At 65.4% G+C, this 15,151-nt stretch carries 12 protein-coding genes; 2 read left to right on the top strand and 10 right to left on the bottom strand.

Features of this window, described 5'->3' with window-relative positions:
- Positions 1-101: 101 nt before the first annotated feature.
- From FF090_RS17725 to FF090_RS17690, 8 genes are all read right to left on the bottom strand, one after another.
- Positions 102-872 (bottom strand): LytR/AlgR family response regulator transcription factor, encoded by a 771-nt coding sequence (locus FF090_RS17725; RefSeq protein WP_138857997.1) that lies wholly within the window; start codon positions 870-872, stop codon positions 102-104.
- Positions 869-1,972, bottom strand: a complete 1,104-nt coding sequence (locus FF090_RS17720) for a sensor histidine kinase (RefSeq protein ID WP_138857996.1) — start codon at positions 1,970-1,972, stop codon at positions 869-871. Before FF090_RS17720 ends, FF090_RS17725 begins: the two co-directional genes overlap by 4 nt.
- Before the next feature lie 109 nt (positions 1,973-2,081).
- Positions 2,082-2,891: a LytR/AlgR family response regulator transcription factor gene (locus tag FF090_RS17715; RefSeq protein WP_138857995.1), complete on the bottom strand. Its 810-nt coding sequence runs from the start codon at positions 2,889-2,891 to the stop codon at positions 2,082-2,084.
- Positions 2,888-4,081, bottom strand: coding sequence for a sensor histidine kinase (locus FF090_RS17710; RefSeq protein ID WP_138857994.1), 1,194 nt, complete (start codon positions 4,079-4,081; stop codon positions 2,888-2,890). Before FF090_RS17710 ends, FF090_RS17715 begins: the two co-directional genes overlap by 4 nt.
- Before the next feature lie 109 nt (positions 4,082-4,190).
- Positions 4,191-4,946, bottom strand: coding sequence for a class II glutamine amidotransferase (locus FF090_RS17705; protein WP_138857993.1), 756 nt, complete (start codon positions 4,944-4,946; stop codon positions 4,191-4,193).
- A gap of 4 nt (positions 4,947-4,950) precedes the next feature.
- On the bottom strand, positions 4,951-6,165 hold the full coding sequence (locus tag FF090_RS17700) for an NAD(P)/FAD-dependent oxidoreductase (RefSeq protein ID WP_138857992.1): 1,215 nt from the start codon (positions 6,163-6,165) through the stop codon (positions 4,951-4,953).
- Positions 6,166-6,376: 211 nt separating this feature from the next.
- On the bottom strand, positions 6,377-8,974 hold the full coding sequence (locus FF090_RS17695; RefSeq protein WP_138857991.1) for a TonB-dependent receptor: 2,598 nt from the start codon (positions 8,972-8,974) through the stop codon (positions 6,377-6,379).
- A gap of 309 nt (positions 8,975-9,283) precedes the next feature.
- Positions 9,284-11,455 (bottom strand): malate synthase G, encoded by a 2,172-nt coding sequence (locus tag FF090_RS17690; protein ID WP_138857990.1) that lies wholly within the window; start codon positions 11,453-11,455, stop codon positions 9,284-9,286.
- Positions 11,456-11,565: 110 nt separating this feature from the next.
- Here FF090_RS17690 and FF090_RS17685 point away from each other — a divergent pair, with 110 nt between their 5' ends.
- Positions 11,566-12,486, top strand: a complete 921-nt coding sequence (locus tag FF090_RS17685; protein WP_138857989.1) for a LysR family transcriptional regulator — start codon at positions 11,566-11,568, stop codon at positions 12,484-12,486.
- Positions 12,483-13,361, top strand: coding sequence for an EamA family transporter (locus FF090_RS17680; RefSeq protein WP_138857988.1), 879 nt, complete (start codon positions 12,483-12,485; stop codon positions 13,359-13,361). The genes FF090_RS17685 and FF090_RS17680 overlap by 4 nt, the downstream gene beginning before the upstream one ends.
- 42 nt (positions 13,362-13,403) lie before the next feature.
- Here FF090_RS17680 and FF090_RS17675 read toward each other — a convergent pair whose 3' ends face one another.
- Positions 13,404-13,682, bottom strand: a complete 279-nt coding sequence (locus tag FF090_RS17675; protein ID WP_138857987.1) for a PsiF family protein — start codon at positions 13,680-13,682, stop codon at positions 13,404-13,406.
- Between the two features lie 37 nt (positions 13,683-13,719).
- A complete protein-coding gene (locus FF090_RS17670; protein WP_138857986.1) occupies positions 13,720-15,117 on the bottom strand; it encodes a serine/threonine-protein kinase in 1,398 nt (465 codons plus the stop codon).
- Positions 15,118-15,151 lie beyond the last annotated feature (34 nt).

Below are 15,151 nucleotides of genomic sequence, written 5' to 3'. Positions count from 1 at the left end.
TGTGATCTCCGGTAATCGCAGGCAACCAGGGCCGCCGATTGTGCAAACGCTTTGTTAAGGCGTCCGCTCTACCTTTGATCAGGAAAACCCTTGGGCAGGATCTATTGCCCCTTGAAGAGCCCCTGGAACTGCCGCGACACCGGCAGCTTCTCGCTGCGTCCCTTCAAGCTGAGCTGCATATTGTTCTCATCGATGCGTAGCGCGCTCTGCACGGCCCGGCTGTTGACGAGCACCGAGCGGTGGATCTGCCAGAACAGGTCCGGATCCAGGCTGGCGATCAGCTCTTTGAGCGGGGTGCGGATCAGGGCTTCGCTGTCGGCCGTGACCACGCGGGTGTAGCGAGCGTCGCTCTCGAAGTAGATGACGTCCTCGGGCGCGATCAGGCGCACCTCCTTGCCCACGCTGGCCTGGATGGGGCGCATGACGCTGCGGCGCGGCAGCAATTGCTGCAGTAGGGCCTGGAGATCGGCTGGGGCGCTAGCCGGCGTGCTGGCGGGTTGTAGGCGACGTTGCTGCAGCCGGGTGATGGTGCGCGCAAGGCGTTCCCCATCCAGGGGCTTGACCAGATAGTCCAGTGCGCCAGCCTCGAAGGCCGCCAGCGCGTGGTCGTTGTAGGCGGTGACGAACACGATCTGCGGCGGGCTCTGCAATGCGCTGAGGCGCTGCGCCACCTGCAGGCCGGTCAGGCCGGGCATGCGGATATCGAGAAAGCAGACATCCGGCTCCAGGGCCAGGGCTTCGTCCCAGGCGTCTACGCCGTTGGCGCAGGCCGCCACCAGCTGGGCCTCGGGCCAGGCCTTGGCCAACAGCAGCCGCAGGTGTTCGCGTGGGGCCTCTTCGTCGTCGGCGATCAGAACTTTGCAGGGATTCATGGGGGGGAAGGCAGGGTCATCAGGGCCAGGCAACCGCCCTCGGGGCGTTCGCTCAAGGAAAGGGTGGCTTGCGGCCCGTGCAGGGCCAGCAGGCGCTCGCGGGTGTTGGCCAGGCCGAGGCCGGGCGCTGCGTCGGTGGGCTGCAGGCCTTGGCCACTGTCCAGCACCTGGAGTTGTGCGCCGCCGTTCACACGCGCGCAGCGAATCTCGATTTCGCCGCCGCGCAGACTGGGCTCGATGCCGTGGGTGATGGCGTTCTCTACCAAGGTCAGCAGGCTGCCCGGGGGCAGGGGCAGTTCATCCAGTGCGGCATCGTCCACGATTCGCCAGCGCAGCCGCTCGCCCATGCGGGCTTGCATGATGGCCAGGTAGCGTCGCACCAGCTCCAGCTCCTCACGCAGCGGCAACTGATCGCGCTCGAACAAGGGCAGGGTGGCGCGCAGATAGGCCGAGAAGTCGCGCAGCAGCGGGGCGGCGCGCGGGTCCTGGGTCTCGACCCAGTGCGTCAGCGAGGCCAGGGTGTTGAAAACAAAGTGCGGGTGGATCTGCGCCGTGGCCAGGCGGCGCTGCAGGGCTAGTTGGGCGTCTAGCCCGTCCAACTCCGTCAAGCGCGCCTCGATCTGCTGCACGCGGTAGAGCACCAAAAACCACAGCGCTGATGCGGCCATCACCCCGCAGGCCACACCCAGCAGCACCAGCACCCACAGGCCCTGGCGCTCGGCGCCCTGCAGGCTCCTCAGCGGCCCCTGCAGAACGCGCAGACCCAGCAGCCCACCCACGATGAGCACCAAACCCAGCCCCAGCGCCAGATTGAGATTGCGCCGTGTGGGCTGGCGCCAGAGCCAACGCGCGGCCTGCATGCTCAAGGCCCACAACCCACCCAGAACCAGCAGGGCCCAGGGCGCCCAGGGGCGTGGCAGCTCCTTCAGGTTGATGGCCAGCAGGGTGAGCAGGTTGAGTGCCACATAGGCATCAATACCCTTGGGCCAGGGCTGAGCCCCGGCACGAGTCAACTCTTGCGCGCTGAAGCGACGGCGCGGCCCCGGGCAGATCCATTGGGTCCAGTCGAGATACCAGGGGCGGGGGTTGGGTGTAGTCATGACGCGGCAGTCTAGTGAGCGGCTGGCACTCACCCCAGCCGAACCGGGCGAGTGGCCCAATCCGGTGCATCAATGCACGTGGGGCCTCATGGGCGGACTGAGCCGGAACTCATTGCGCCTTGAAGAGCCCCTGGAACTGTCGCGATACCGGCAGCCGCTCTTCGCGCCCGCGCAGGCGTAGGTGCATATTGCCGGCGTCGTCGCGCACGGCACTGGCGATGCATTCGCTGCGCACGATGACCGAACGGTGGATCTGGGTGAACTGCGCCTCGTCCAACTGGGCCAGCAGGTCCTTGAGCGGCGTGCGGATCAGCGCGTCGGCGTCCGCCCCCTCGTGGCGGTAGACCACCCGGGTATAGCGTGTGTCGGCCTCGAAATAGACCACATCGGCCAGACGGATCAGGCGGATCTCTTTGCCGACCGAGGCCTGGATCACCTCGGGCCGGGCCGGGCGTTGCAGATCCTGCGCTAGCTTGGCCAGCAGGCGTTGCAAGCTGGCCGGGTCGATGGCCGAGCTCTGGGGGGGCTGCGGGGTGGCAGGCACGGCACTCAGGCGAAGGCGCACCCGCTCCACAGCCTGCGCCAGGCGCTGCGGTTCCAGGGGTTTGAGCACATAGTCCACCGCGCCGGCGTCAAACGCCGCCAGCGCATGGTCGCCAAAAGCCGTTACGAACACCACCTCGCTGCGGCCGGCGATGCGCTGCGCCACTTCAATGCCGCTCAGGCCTGGCATGCGGATGTCCAGAAAGCAGACATCGGGTTCGTGCTCCAGCCATTGGTCCCAGGCGTCGGCGCCATGGCGGCAGCGCGCCACGATGCGCGCCTCGGGCCAGGCTTGGGCCAGGGCCTCGGCGAGTTGCTCGCGCGGGGCTTCTTCGTCGTCGGCAATCAATACGGTGAATGGGGTGATCGGGTTCATCGGCTAAAGCTCAGGGTAGCGACACAGCCACCGCCATCGCGGGGCTGGAGGGTGAGATCGGCGTCGGGGCCGAAGTGGTGTTGCAGGCGCTCGCGCACATTGGCCAGGCCCACGCCGGCCTGCCACTGAGGTGCGAGTCCGGCGCCGTCATCGCGCACCTGGATTTGGACCTGGCCGGCCGCATTCAGGCCCGCCTCAACCCAGACCTGCCCGCCATCCAGCTGATGCGAAAGCCCATGCTCGACGGCGTTCTCGACCAGGGTCAGGACCAGGCCCGGTGGCAGACTCAGGGGGTGCAGCTCGGGGGCGCAGCCCAGCTCAAAACGCAGCCGCTCGCCCCAACGCGCCTTCATGATGCCGAGGTAGTGCTCCACTTGGGCCAGTTCCTCGACCAGGCTGACGCTGTCCTTGCCCAGCATCTCGGTGGCTGCGCGCAGGAAGGCGCTGACTTGCCGCAACAGCGGCCCCGCGCGAGGATCGCTGCGGTCCACCCAGTGCTGCAGGGCCGCCAGGGTGTTGAAGATGAAGTGCGGCTGGATCTGTGCCTGCAGCAGCTGCAGCTGTGCCTGCCGCGCTTGCGCCGTGGCGGCATCGCGCTCGCCCACCAGCCGGGCTTGATCGCGTTGGCGTTGCAACACCCGGGTGCGCACTTGGGCCAGGCTCCAAAGCACCAGAAAGCTGCCCAACATGCCGACCGCCACGCCCGGCAGAAAGCTGGCAATCTTGTTGGTCATCTGGCTTTGATAGGCCAGCCAATCGAACTGGCCCCGCTTGGCCCAGAAGCCAAACACCGTACCGAACAGGGCACCCGCCATGCCCAGCGCCAGCATCCATCCGACCCGCTTGATCGAGCCGAAGCTCTTGGCGATCTTCTCCGGTTGCATCCATAGGTTGATGACGAGGCTCAGGAATACGAAGCCCACCAGGAGGCTGAGCAGCAAGGCCATGCCCCAGCCCATGCCGTTGGCATGCAGGCCCAAGGTGGCGCCCCCCAATCCGCCTGCGATCCCCAGCCAGGTTCCCAGACCTTGGCGGCTGTACAGGTGCCGGTCAATGGCCTCGACCTGCTCGCGCACATCGGGGGACATCTTGGCGTAGTAGGGCTGGGCCCAGCGGAAGTAGGCGCGCTGGAATCGATTGCCTTCGGCCAGGGAACGGGGGGCGACGGTGGGGACGGTGGATGAGTTCATGCGGCGCACTCTAGAAATGCGGCGGGCGCGTTGCCAGGGTCAGGTGGCCGAATACCGGCTGGCCTGTCATGGATGGGGCCTGTCGGCGGGTGAATGGCAAGAACGGGAATCAGGCCAGGCGCTGCCCGCCCTGCAAGACCAGCAACTCGCCCGGCGCCAGGCGTTGCCAGGGCTCGCCCACCGTCAGTGGCTGGGTGGCCAGCAGGGCCACGCGGTCGCTGGGTTGGGTCTGGGTGGAGAAGTCCACGCTCAGGTCGGCATCCGCCAGATGCGCGGCACCAAAGGGATGGCGGCGCTCCAGCAAATAGAGGTCGGTGGTGCAGAAGGCCCACAGCGCCTCGCCGTTCGATAGCAGCAGGTTCAAGGTGCCATGCCGCGCCGCTTGCGGCAGCAATTCGCCCAGGGTCAGGCTCAACTCGGCAATGGTGGGCACCTGGCAATGGGCCTTGGCCAGTTCCTGCATCAGCCAGCAGAACAGGCGCTCGCTATCGGTGTCGCCCACGGGCCGGAAGGCCGCGTGCAGGCAGGGATGAAAGTCCTTCAGATCGCCGTTGTGCGCCGCCACCCAGTAGCGGCCCCAAAGCTCGCGTTGGAAGGGGTGGGTGTTCTCCAGCGTCACACGCCCCTGGGTGGCCTTGCGGATGTGGGCGATCACCACTTCGGAGCGGATTGGGTAGCGTTGAATCCACTCGGCCAAGCGCGACTCGCGGGCGCTGGCGGCATCCACGAAATGGCGCAGACCGCGCCCCTCGAAGAAGGCAATGCCAAAGCCATCCCGATGCTCGACCGCCCGCTGCGCCAGACCGGCGAAGCTGAACATCACGTCGGTCGGAACGTTGGCGTTCATGCCCAGCAACTGGCACATGGGCTTACTCGAAGAACAGCCGGCTCAGGCCGCGCAGGCTGACCAGATTGCCGGGATTGCTGGTTTCTTCCAGCACGCCGGACATGCGTTGGCGCAGCCGCGCGCTCTTCTGTGCGCGCCAGATCAGCAGGTCTGCCAACCAGGGAAAGGCATTGACGCGGTTGGCGCGCTCATAGAGCTTGTACTTGGGCATCAGGGCCGCAAGCCCCGCCTCGTATTGGGCCCGTGCGGCCGCATCCTCAGCGTGGGCGAGCAGGGCGTCAGCGGCCAGCATGCCGGTCTGCATGGCCTTGCCGATGCCTTCGCCCGTGAAGGAATAGGTGGAGCCGGCAGCCTCGCCGATCACCATCAGACCGGGGCGCGAGAAGCGTGCGCCTTGTAGGGTGCAACGCAGAGGCGCGCCCTTGAGCTCGCCCACCCACTCGCCTTGGGCCAACAACTCACGCGCCGGCGGGTAGGCTGCGACGAAGGCATCGAAGATGGCGCGCAGATTGACGTCTTTCTTCTGCCCCTTGCCGGCCAGGTCGCGGTGCGAGTCGGTGACGCCGACGCCGATGTTGAAGCAGCCATCGGGCGCCGGAAATATCCAGCCATAGCCGGGGCGTACGGCTTGGTTCCACACCACCTCCAGTGCCGTGATCTTGCCGACCATTGAGGGCGCGCGAATGTAACCACGCAGGGCCACGCCGCTCGGGGTATGGCGCGTACACATGCCGGCCGCCTGCAGGGCTTTGGGCACAGCACCTGTGGCCAACAGGACCCAGCGCGCACGCTGCTCGATGACATCGTCACCGACACGCAAGCGCGCACCGACCACCACGCCGTTTTCTTCGATCGGGGCCTCGAAGCGGGCCTGCAGGAACTCGGCCCCGGCATCCAGGGCGCCGCGAGCCAGGATTTCGTCCAACAGGCGGCGCGGCAGCACCGCCAAATGGCCGGGAACATCAATTCGCCCGCCGCGGGGGCCGATGCAACCGACCGCTTGAGCACGCTGGGCCTTGGCCATGACGGCCTCCAGGAGGCCCAGACGGGCAAGTGCTTGATGTGCGTCGGGGATCAGACCGTCGCCGCAAGTTTTGTCTCGCCCAATGGGTTGTGCATCCACGAGGCGGACAGCCCAATTGCCTTGGGCCAGGATGCGCGCTGCAGCGGCGCCTGCAGGGCCGGCACCGATGATCAGTGCATCAACGACGGACGAGGACGGGGCAGTATCAGGCATAGGCAAAGTGCAGAGTCCAGTCGTGACTGGGGTGATGGATGCGGATTTGATTGGGCGGCATTCTCGATCGGGTGCGTAGGACGCCCGGTCGCTCTGAATTTCGGTGTCAGCAATGAAAAAAGGGCGGCATTGCTGCCGCCCTTCAATTCCAGTGGTCCGGTCCAACGCGCTCGCTGGCGAACGCGTTGGGGGATCAGGGCCTAAGCCTTGATCAGAACTCCCACTTGGTCGTCACTTGGTAGTAACGGCCCACAGCGCTGTGGTTGAAGTCGATCTTGTTCGACGTGTTCAGCGCGGTGCTCAGCGGGGGCATCTTGTCGGTGGCGTTCTTGATCAGCAGATCAACAGAGCCCTTCTTGCCCAGGATGCCCTTGTAGCCGAAGACCAGATCCAGGGTGTGCCAGGCCTTGATCTTGGGCGTGGTGGGGTCAACCGCCGAGGGGGTGTCCACATCCAGGAAGCCGTCAATCGAGCGCAGGTAGGCGCCCGCGCTGAATGCACCCATCTCAGCCGAAGCCGAGAACACATTGCGGTACTTGGCAAAGCCAGCCAGACCAGCGTAGTCGCTCAGGCCCAGACCCGGTGCCGGCTCGCGGTCACGCTTGAGCAGGCGGGTGTGGTTGTTTTCCAAGCGGATCTTCACGCCAGAGAACTTCAGGTCATAGCGCAGGCCGAAGTCCACCAGCTGGGTCTTGATCGCGGCGACGTTGGCGGTCGGGGCGATGATCACCGGCACGGTGGAATCGGGCACCAACTGGCCATTGGGCAGGCGACGCACCAGATCCTTGGCCGTACCGTAACCAGCCACCGGCAGGTTGGGGTTGTCCAGGATGGTCTGAATGTCCAGCGCAGCGATCGCATCTTCCTTCTCGAGGTTGATGTAATCCAGCGTGGCCAGCAGATCCTTCACCGGCGAGAAGGCCAGACCGAAGGTCATGGACTTGGTCTCTTCAGGCTTCAGGTTCGGGTTGGACTTGGTGTTCGTGAAGATCTGCTTGGCGCGGCAGTTGGCACGCGGGGTACCGGCAGCAGCGCAACCCGCGTAATCGATGGCTTGCGGGAAGCCGGTCACATCGCTGGCGTACAGGTCTTCCAGCGTCGGAGCGCGGAAGCCCGTGCCGACCGAGGCGCGCAGCACCAACTCGGGCATGGCTTCAAAGCGGACCGAGGCCTTGGGATTGGTGGTGCCGCCGACGTCGCTGTACTTGTCGTGGCGGACAGCCAGGCCCAGTTCCAGGTTCTTCAACACCGGGAAGATGCCTTCGGTGAAGACATGCTTGACCGTGCGGCTCTTGCCGTCAACGATGGCCAGCTTGGGGTCGCCGCGAAGCAGACCGTCACGCTGCAGTGCGTCCGGGTAGTTCGAGTAGGCTTCCTTGTAGTGGCCCAGACCAACGGCAAACATGGCGTCGCCACCGGCCATCGAGAACAGGCTGCCCGACAGCTTGGCGTCCAGGAAGTCGGCCTTGGTGAAGGCGGTACGCACCGGAGCGGCGGTCAGCGGCACCAGGTCGTTGGGGTTCAGCTTGCCGGTGAAGGGGTTGATCACGCCATTGCGCACCGCAGCGGTGAACAAGGAGTTGATGAAGTAGCCCGAACCTTCTTCACGGTAGTTGCTCTTGCCCTGACCGGCGGTGACGGACCAGTCGTACTTGTCAAACGTGCCGTCCAGCGTGGCCATGAAGCGGCGAGCGCCGACTTCAATGTTCTTCTGGCGGAACAGACGCGGATCGGTCGAGCGGAAGAACCAGGTGAGATCTTCCTTGTAGGGGTTGGCAGGATCGCTGGCCGAAACGTTGTTGGTGATCGGCTGCGGATTCAGGAAGTTGCCCGATTCCTTGAACTTGTCAAAGGCTTCCAGACGCAAGGTCATGTCAGCGGGCAACTGCACGCTGCCGGCCACGAAGTAAGCGCGCGACTTCAGGTTCGGCTGCAGCATCGTGGTGCTGTTCGGGTCGAAGGCGCAAACCTTACCCGGGCTGGCGCTCTCAACTGCAACGCCATCGGCAGGCAGCGGGGCCTTGCAGGGGCTGATGGGACGGTACAGATCCTGGTCCCACAGATAGACGTTGGGTTCCGGCGAAGTCGGCAGGCGGTCATCGCCCAGGCCATAGGGGCGCAGATCGGCGGATGCGGTCAGCGGGCGATCGCGGTTGAAGATGCCGTCGGTGCTATCGACTTCCACCCCGAAAGCGACGTTGTAGCCATCGCTACCCATGTCGCCGGTACCGGCGCTGAAGGACAGCTTTTGCTTGTCACCATCGTTGCGGCTGGACTTGCCCATCGTGGCGGACATCGTCAGACCCTTGAAGTCGCGCTTGGTGATCAGGTTGACCACGCCGGCCACGGCATCGGAGCCATACAGCGCCGAGGCGCCGTCGCGCAGCACTTCCACACGCTCAACAATGGCCAGCGGCACGCTGTTCACGTCAACGAAATCGCCGCCCACCGGGTAACGGGGCAGGCGCTTGCCGTTCAGCAGCACCAGAGTGTCACCGTTGGCGAAGCCGTGCACGGCGGCGCCTTGCGAGCCCGAAAGGGTGGGCTGCAGGGAGAACGTGCCATCTTCGGCGCCGGCCATGCCGGGGAGGGCGTTCAGCAGTTCGCCGATGTTGGCGACGCCGGCCTTCTCGATATCAGCACGGCTCACGACCTGGATGGGCGTGGCGCCTTCCTTCTGGATGCGCTTAATGCTCGATCCCGTCACTTCCACTCGTTCGAGCGACTGCGGCTGGGAAGATTGTGCGATTGCAGCAGTGCCACCCAGGGTGACCAAAGCGGCGACAGCCAACTTGGAATACTTAAACATGCCTTCTCCAAAAAAAACAGGCGCCTCGGCTTCGTCCGGGGCACCCAACAAGCGGTCGTATCCTGACAACCGAACAATGCTGTAAGCGGGCGCGATTCTGGGTATGAATGCAGGCTTTCCCCACAGGGAGAGCCCTCATCACACCCAGTCGGGGGTTGATCACAAGGCGGGTGTAAACCCTTAGTGCTCGCGCTAACCTTCTGTCACGACTGCGGAATTTGGCCGACCTTACCCCTCTGCTTCAGGCGCTGTCACACCATGACTTGTTGCCTGCATGCGACAAGTCATGCCCTGGGGTAGGCTCGGGCGTCAGTTTTTGGCCCGTTGGCGCCAAGCGTGCAGCAGGGGCTCCGTGTACCCGCTGGGTTGGCTCAAGCCCTTGAATACCAGGTCCAGGGCGGCTTGGTAGGCCGCCGAAGGACTTGAACTCTTGATCGTTGGGGCCATCGCTGAAAAGGCAGGGTCCCCTGCGTTTTGTTCATCCACCACGGCCGCCATGCGCGCAAAGGATTCGCGTACCTGTGCTTCGGTGATGATGTCGTGATGCAGCCAATTGGCGATGTGTTGGCTGGAGATGCGCAAAGTTGCGCGGTCTTCCATCAGGCCGATGCCGTGGATGTCGGGCACTTTGGAGCAGCCCACGCCCTGCTCGACCCAGCGCACCACATAGCCCAGGATGCCCTGGACGTTGTTGTCCAATTCTTGCTGGCGCTCTGCGGCACTCCAGTTTGGGGTGGGTGAAACGGGGATGCTCAGCAGTTGGTTCTGTAGGGTCTCGGATTCTTCGGGGCTGATGCCTTCTGCTTCCATTTGGGCTTGAAGTGCGGCCACATCCACGCGGTGATAGTGCAAAGCATGCAAGGTGGCGGCGGTGGGGCTGGGCACCCAGGCGGTGTTGGCACCACTCTTGGGGTGGGCGATCTTTTGTTCCAGCATGGCGGCCATCAAGTCGGGCATGGCCCACATGCCCTTGCCGATCTGGGCGCGGCCACGCAGACCACAGGCCAAGCCGACGCGGACGTTGAGCTTTTCGTAGGCCTGGATCCAGCTGCTGGACTTCATGTCCGCCTTGCGCAGCATGGGGCCGGCTTGCATGGCGGTGTGCATTTCATCGCCGGTGCGGTCCAGGAAGCCGGTGTTGATGAAGGCCACCCGGCTCTTGGCGGCGGCAATGCAAGCGGCCAAGTTGACAGACGTTCGGCGCTCTTCGTCCATGATGCCGAGCTTGACCGTGTTGGCAGCCAGGCCGAGAAGGCCCTCGACGCGGCCGAACAGTTCGCAGGCAAAGGCCACCTCGGCCGGGCCGTGCATCTTGGGTTTGACGATGTAGATGCTGCCCTGACGCGAGTTTCTGAACTTGCCCTTGCCGTCGTGCAGCGCGATGGTGACCGTCACCAGGGCGTCCAGGATGCCTTCAGGGATCTCCTTGCTGCCGTCGAGTAGGACGGCTGGATTGGTCATCAAGTGACCGACATTGCGCACGAACAGCAGCGAACGGCCGGGAAGCGTCAATTCGCCACCGCTTGGTGCGGTGTAGTGCCGGTCGGCGTTGAGCGTGCGCTCTACGGTCTTCCCGCCTTTGACGAGGCTCTCTTTGAGCCAGCCTTGCATCAGGCCCAGGTAGTTGCGGTAGGCCTGCACCTTGTCTTCGGCATCCACCGCCGCAATGGAGTCTTCCAAGTCCAGGATGGTGGAGAGCGCGGCCTCCAGCACGATGTCGGCGATGCCGGCGCGGTCTTGGGCACCAATGCGGTGCTGGCGATCGATGACGATCTCAAAGTGAAGGCCGTGATGGCGCAGCAGCAAGGCGCTGGGGGCCTCTGGATTGCCGCGAAATCCCACGAATTGAGCTGGATCACGCAGTGAACCCGCGCCTTCGGCCCACAAGGCGCCGTCGCGCACGATGTAGGTGTGGACGTCTCGATGACTGCCCTGGCTCAGCGGTGCGGCCTCGTCCAGGAACTGGCGCGCAAATTCCACCACGGCAGCGCCGCGCACCGGGTTGTAGGCCCCGGCGCGTTCGCGGCCTTCGGTCTCGGGAATGGCGTCGGTGCCATAGAGCGCGTCGTACAGACTGCCCCAGCGCGCATTGGCGGCGTTCAGGGCATAGCGGGCATTCATCACCGGCACCACCAGCTGAGGGCCGGCCTGGCGGGCCAGTTCATCGTCGACTTGGGCGGTGTCGGCCCGCACATCCTGCGGGGCGGGCACCAGATAGCCGATCTTCTGCAGGAAAGCCTTGTAGGCCGGCATGTCGGTGATGGGACCGGGGTGGGCGCGGTGCCAGGCATCCAGCTCGGTTTGCAGTCGATCTCGCTCAGCCAACAAGGCGGCGTTCTTGGGGGCCAGGTCGTGGGCGATGGCATCGAACCCGGCCCAGTAGGTGTCGGCCGAGATGCCGCTGCCGGGCAGCACTTCTTCATCGATGAAGCGCTTGAGTTGGGCGTCGACTTGCAGGCGGTGGGTGGAAACGTAGGGCATGGGCCGCTCCAGAGGGGGATATCCGATGGGTGCCAATTTAGGCTTAGTCGCCTGTTGGATTAAGCCGGGGATTTGCGAAGGATTTGTGACCTGAATGAACATAATCAGGCATGGATCGCCTGACGCAGATCGAGACCTTTGTGGCAGTGGCCGCGCGCGGCAGTTTCACGGCCGTGGCCAAGCACGAGGGCATTGCCCCCGCTGTAGTGAGTCGTCGCATGGATGCCCTGGAAGGGCGCCTGGGCGTGCGGCTGATGCACCGAAGCACCCGCCGCCTGACGCTGACTCCCGAAGGGCAGTCCTTTTTGGAGGATTGCCAGCGCCTGCTGGCGGAGTGGGCGGGGGCCGAGAGCCAGGTCAGTGCAGGGGGGGCGCAGGCCAAGGGGCATCTGCGGCTCACCGCCCCGGCCGGCTTTGGCCGCCGCCATGTGGCCCCGCTGATCCCTGGTTTCTTGGGCGAGCATCCGCAGCTGCGCATCTCGCTGAATCTGTCGGATCGGGTCATCGACCTGGTGAACGAGGGCTATGACTGCGCGGTGCGGGTGGGTGATCTGCCCGACTCCAGCCTGGTGAGCCAACGCCTGGCTGACAACCGTCGCTTGGTGGTGGCCAGCCCCGACTACCTGAGGCGCGCCGGCACGCCTGCGCACCCGCGTGATTTGCTCGACCACGCTTGCCTGATGCTGTCCAGCGACGCCAGCCAGAGCCGCGGTTGGGCCTTGCGCATCGATGGACAGACGCATTACCACCGCCAAGGTGGGCCGCTGGACTGCACCGATGGTCAGGTCCTGCACGACTGGTGCCTGCGCGGCCTGGGCCTGGCCTGGCGCAGCACCTGGGAAGTGGCCGAAGACTTGCAGGCCGGGCGCCTGGTTTCGGTGCTGGACGCCTTTGCCGCGGCGCCCAACGGCATCTACGCCGTCACGCCCGAGCGCTCGTTGCAGCCGCTGCGGGTGCGGCTGTGGATCGCGCACCTGCGCGCGCACTACGCCCGCGCGGAGTACTGGTTGCGTACCGGCTCGCCCGCATGAGTGGGCAGGCCCTGGCCCTGGTGCTGGCCGCCGCTCTGCTGCATGCGCTTTGGAACATCGCCGCCAAGAAGGCGCGCAGTGGCGCGAGCGACCAGATCGCTTTTCAGGTCTTGTGCGCGGGGGCTGTTCTGCTGCTATGGGCGCCGCTCGGGCTGTGGCGGGCTTGGATCGAATTGCCGGCGTGGGGGCCGCAGGCTTGGTTGGCTACCTTGGCCAGTGCGGGGGTGCATCTGGGTTACTTCAGCGCGCTGCTGATCGGCTATCAAAAGGCTGACCTCACGGTGGTCTACCCGGTGGCGCGTGGCTCGGGCCCCATGCTCTCATTCGTGGCGGCGGTGCTGCTGCTGGGCGAGCGCCCGGGCCTGTGGGGCTGGGGCGGCATGGCGGCCATCGTGCTGGGGGTGCTGTTGCTCAGCGGGCTGTTGCGCCGGCGGCGCCTAAGCCCGGCTGTTCACGCGGGCCTGCGCTGGGGCGCGCTGACGGGTGCGCTGATCGCCAGCTACACCGTGATCGATGCCTGGGCCATCAAGGTCCTGCTGCTGGGGCCCTTGCTGTTTGACTATCTGTGCAATGCCCTGCGCCTGCCGCTGTTGCTGCCCTTCCTGGCGCGCCGGCCGACCGGCACGCTGGCGGCGACCTGGCGCAGCGATTGGAAGGCGGTGCTCATCATTGGCGCCTGCTCGCCCCTGGCCTACATCCTGGTTCTGTGGGCCTTGCAGTCGGCCCCGCTCTCGGCCGTGGCGCCGGCGCGCGAGTGCTCGATGTTGTTTGCCGCTCTGATTGGCGGGCACCTGTTGCAGGAGGGCGACCGCGTGGCGCGAGCGCTTGGGGCGCTGTGCATTGCGAGCGGCGTGGCGCTGCTGGCCTTGGCATGAAAAACGGCCCCGCAGGGCCGCTGACTGGGGTCGGCGCCGGGCTTACTTGGCCTTCAGGCACTCCGACATGAACTTCTTGCGCTCGTCGCCGGCCAGGGCCTTGGTCTTGGCGTTGCAGGTTTTCATCTTGTCCTGCTGGGTGGCGGCGGCCTCGGGTTTGGCCTTCAGGCAGTCGGACATGAAGGCCTTGCGCTCATCGCCCGCCAGGCTCTTTTCCTTGGCCGTGGCATTGCAGTGCTTCATCTTTTCCTGCTGCGGGCCGGCCAGGGCGGCGGTGGATAGGCCCAGAGACAGGCTCAGCAACACAGTGATCCATTTCATCGCGTTTCCTCCGAAGTGACAGCGCGGCGCGCGGGGGTCAAAGGATACGGCGCGGATGCGCCAATTGCTCATGCGCCGCATGCAGGCGCCGCACCAGCACCTTGATGAAGGCGCGGTCAAAGCGGTGCTGACATTCGCCCGAGAGCGAGCCCAGCAACTGCGGCGTGAAGCTCACCGTGGTGCAGACGGACATCACCCGCACATCGGTGCTGTGGGTGCGCAGCTCGGGGTTGGGGGCCAGATAGGCCATCTCGCCCACCGAGGTGCCGGCGCCCAATTCGGCCACGGCCCGGCCGTCGCGCCGCACCTCCAGATGCCCCAGGGCAATGATGTGAAAGCTGCCGCCTTCCTGGCCCTTCTTGAATAGATAGTGGCCCTCGGGGTAGCGGCGCCAGCGCGCACGCCGCACCACTTCCCAGATTTCGATGTCGCCAAAGTCGGCAAAGAACTCCAGCGACCGCAGCAGGCTGAAGCGTTCCGAGTCCTTCACTTCGGTGAAGCGCGCCAGCGGGATCAGCTGTTTGGCCACCAGGTCCGAGAGCGCGCGGGCAAAGGCGTCCCAGTTTTCGAAGCGGTCGTCGGCGCGCTTGGAGAGCGCGCGCAGCACCACCGCGTCCAGCTCGGGCCCCACGCCATCGCGCAGCTCGCTCAAGGGCTTGGGTGCCACGTTGTAGATCTGGTGCATCAGCGCCATCTGGCTGGGCGCTTCGAAGGGCGGTTTGCCGGCAATCAGGTGATAGAGCACCGCACCCAGCGCGTACATGTCGGCGCGCGCGTCCACATCGCCACCTTCGAGCTGCTCGGGTGGCATATAGGCCAGCGAGCCCACGCGGTGCACCTGGGTGCGGTCGCTGTCCAGGTGCAGGGCCGAGCCGAAGTCGCTGACCTTCACATCCAGGGCCTGGCCCTGCTCGTCCAGCAGCGCCAGCAAGTTGGCGGGCTTGACGTCACGGTGGATCAGGCCCTGGCGGAAGCAGTAGCCCAGCGCCATCGCGCACTTGAAGCCCAATTCGACGATCTGGTCGAGCGGCAGCAGGCGATCTGCACGACAGAAATGCTTGAGCGTGACGCCGGGCACGAACTCCATCACCAGATAGGGGTTGTCCTCGTCGAACACCGCATCCAGGATGTGCACCACATTGGGGTGCTGCAGCCGCCCGGCCAAGGCGGCCTCAGCGGCGAAGAAGTGATCGCGCATATTCAGCGCCATCTCGCCACTGCGGCTGGCCTCCTTCCAGGCCCGCACCCGCTTGATCGCCACATCCTGGTCGTGGAAGGGGTCGCGGCACAAAAACACATCGGCCGTGGCGCCTTCACCCAGGCGGCGCACCACCTTGTACTTGCCGATGTGCGCGGGCAAATCGCTCTGTGCGGGCGGCTCGCTGGCAGGAAAGGTCGAGCCGGGAGGCAGGGACAGATCGGAGGGGCTGGACATGGCCCCATCCTGCCATCAAGCGCCGCCCCTGCCG

Source organism: Inhella inkyongensis (assembly GCF_005952805.1).
In the GTDB taxonomy this organism is placed as follows: domain Bacteria; phylum Pseudomonadota; class Gammaproteobacteria; order Burkholderiales; family Burkholderiaceae_C; genus Inhella; species Inhella inkyongensis.
This window is presented reverse-complemented; position numbering and strand designations above follow the sequence as displayed.

Coding starts and splice junctions, on each gene's coding strand:
- FF090_RS17725 (WP_138857997.1), bottom strand. CDS start 872: ATGAATCCCTGCAAAGTTCTGATCGCCGACGACGAAGAGGCCCCACGC.
- FF090_RS17720 (WP_138857996.1), bottom strand. CDS start 1,972: ATGACTACACCCAACCCCCGCCCCTGGTATCTCGACTGGACCCAATGG.
- FF090_RS17715 (WP_138857995.1), bottom strand. CDS start 2,891: ATGAACCCGATCACCCCATTCACCGTATTGATTGCCGACGACGAAGAA.
- FF090_RS17710 (WP_138857994.1), bottom strand. CDS start 4,081: ATGAACTCATCCACCGTCCCCACCGTCGCCCCCCGTTCCCTGGCCGAA.
- FF090_RS17705 (WP_138857993.1), bottom strand. CDS start 4,946: ATGTGCCAGTTGCTGGGCATGAACGCCAACGTTCCGACCGACGTGATG.
- FF090_RS17700 (WP_138857992.1), bottom strand. CDS start 6,165: ATGCCTGATACTGCCCCGTCCTCGTCCGTCGTTGATGCACTGATCATC.
- FF090_RS17695 (WP_138857991.1), bottom strand. CDS start 8,974: ATGTTTAAGTATTCCAAGTTGGCTGTCGCCGCTTTGGTCACCCTGGGT.
- FF090_RS17690 (WP_138857990.1), bottom strand. CDS start 11,455: ATGCCCTACGTTTCCACCCACCGCCTGCAAGTCGACGCCCAACTCAAG.
- FF090_RS17685 (WP_138857989.1), top strand. CDS start 11,566: ATGGATCGCCTGACGCAGATCGAGACCTTTGTGGCAGTGGCCGCGCGC.
- FF090_RS17680 (WP_138857988.1), top strand. CDS start 12,483: ATGAGTGGGCAGGCCCTGGCCCTGGTGCTGGCCGCCGCTCTGCTGCAT.
- FF090_RS17675 (WP_138857987.1), bottom strand. CDS start 13,682: ATGAAATGGATCACTGTGTTGCTGAGCCTGTCTCTGGGCCTATCCACC.
- FF090_RS17670 (WP_138857986.1), bottom strand. CDS start 15,117: ATGTCCAGCCCCTCCGATCTGTCCCTGCCTCCCGGCTCGACCTTTCCT.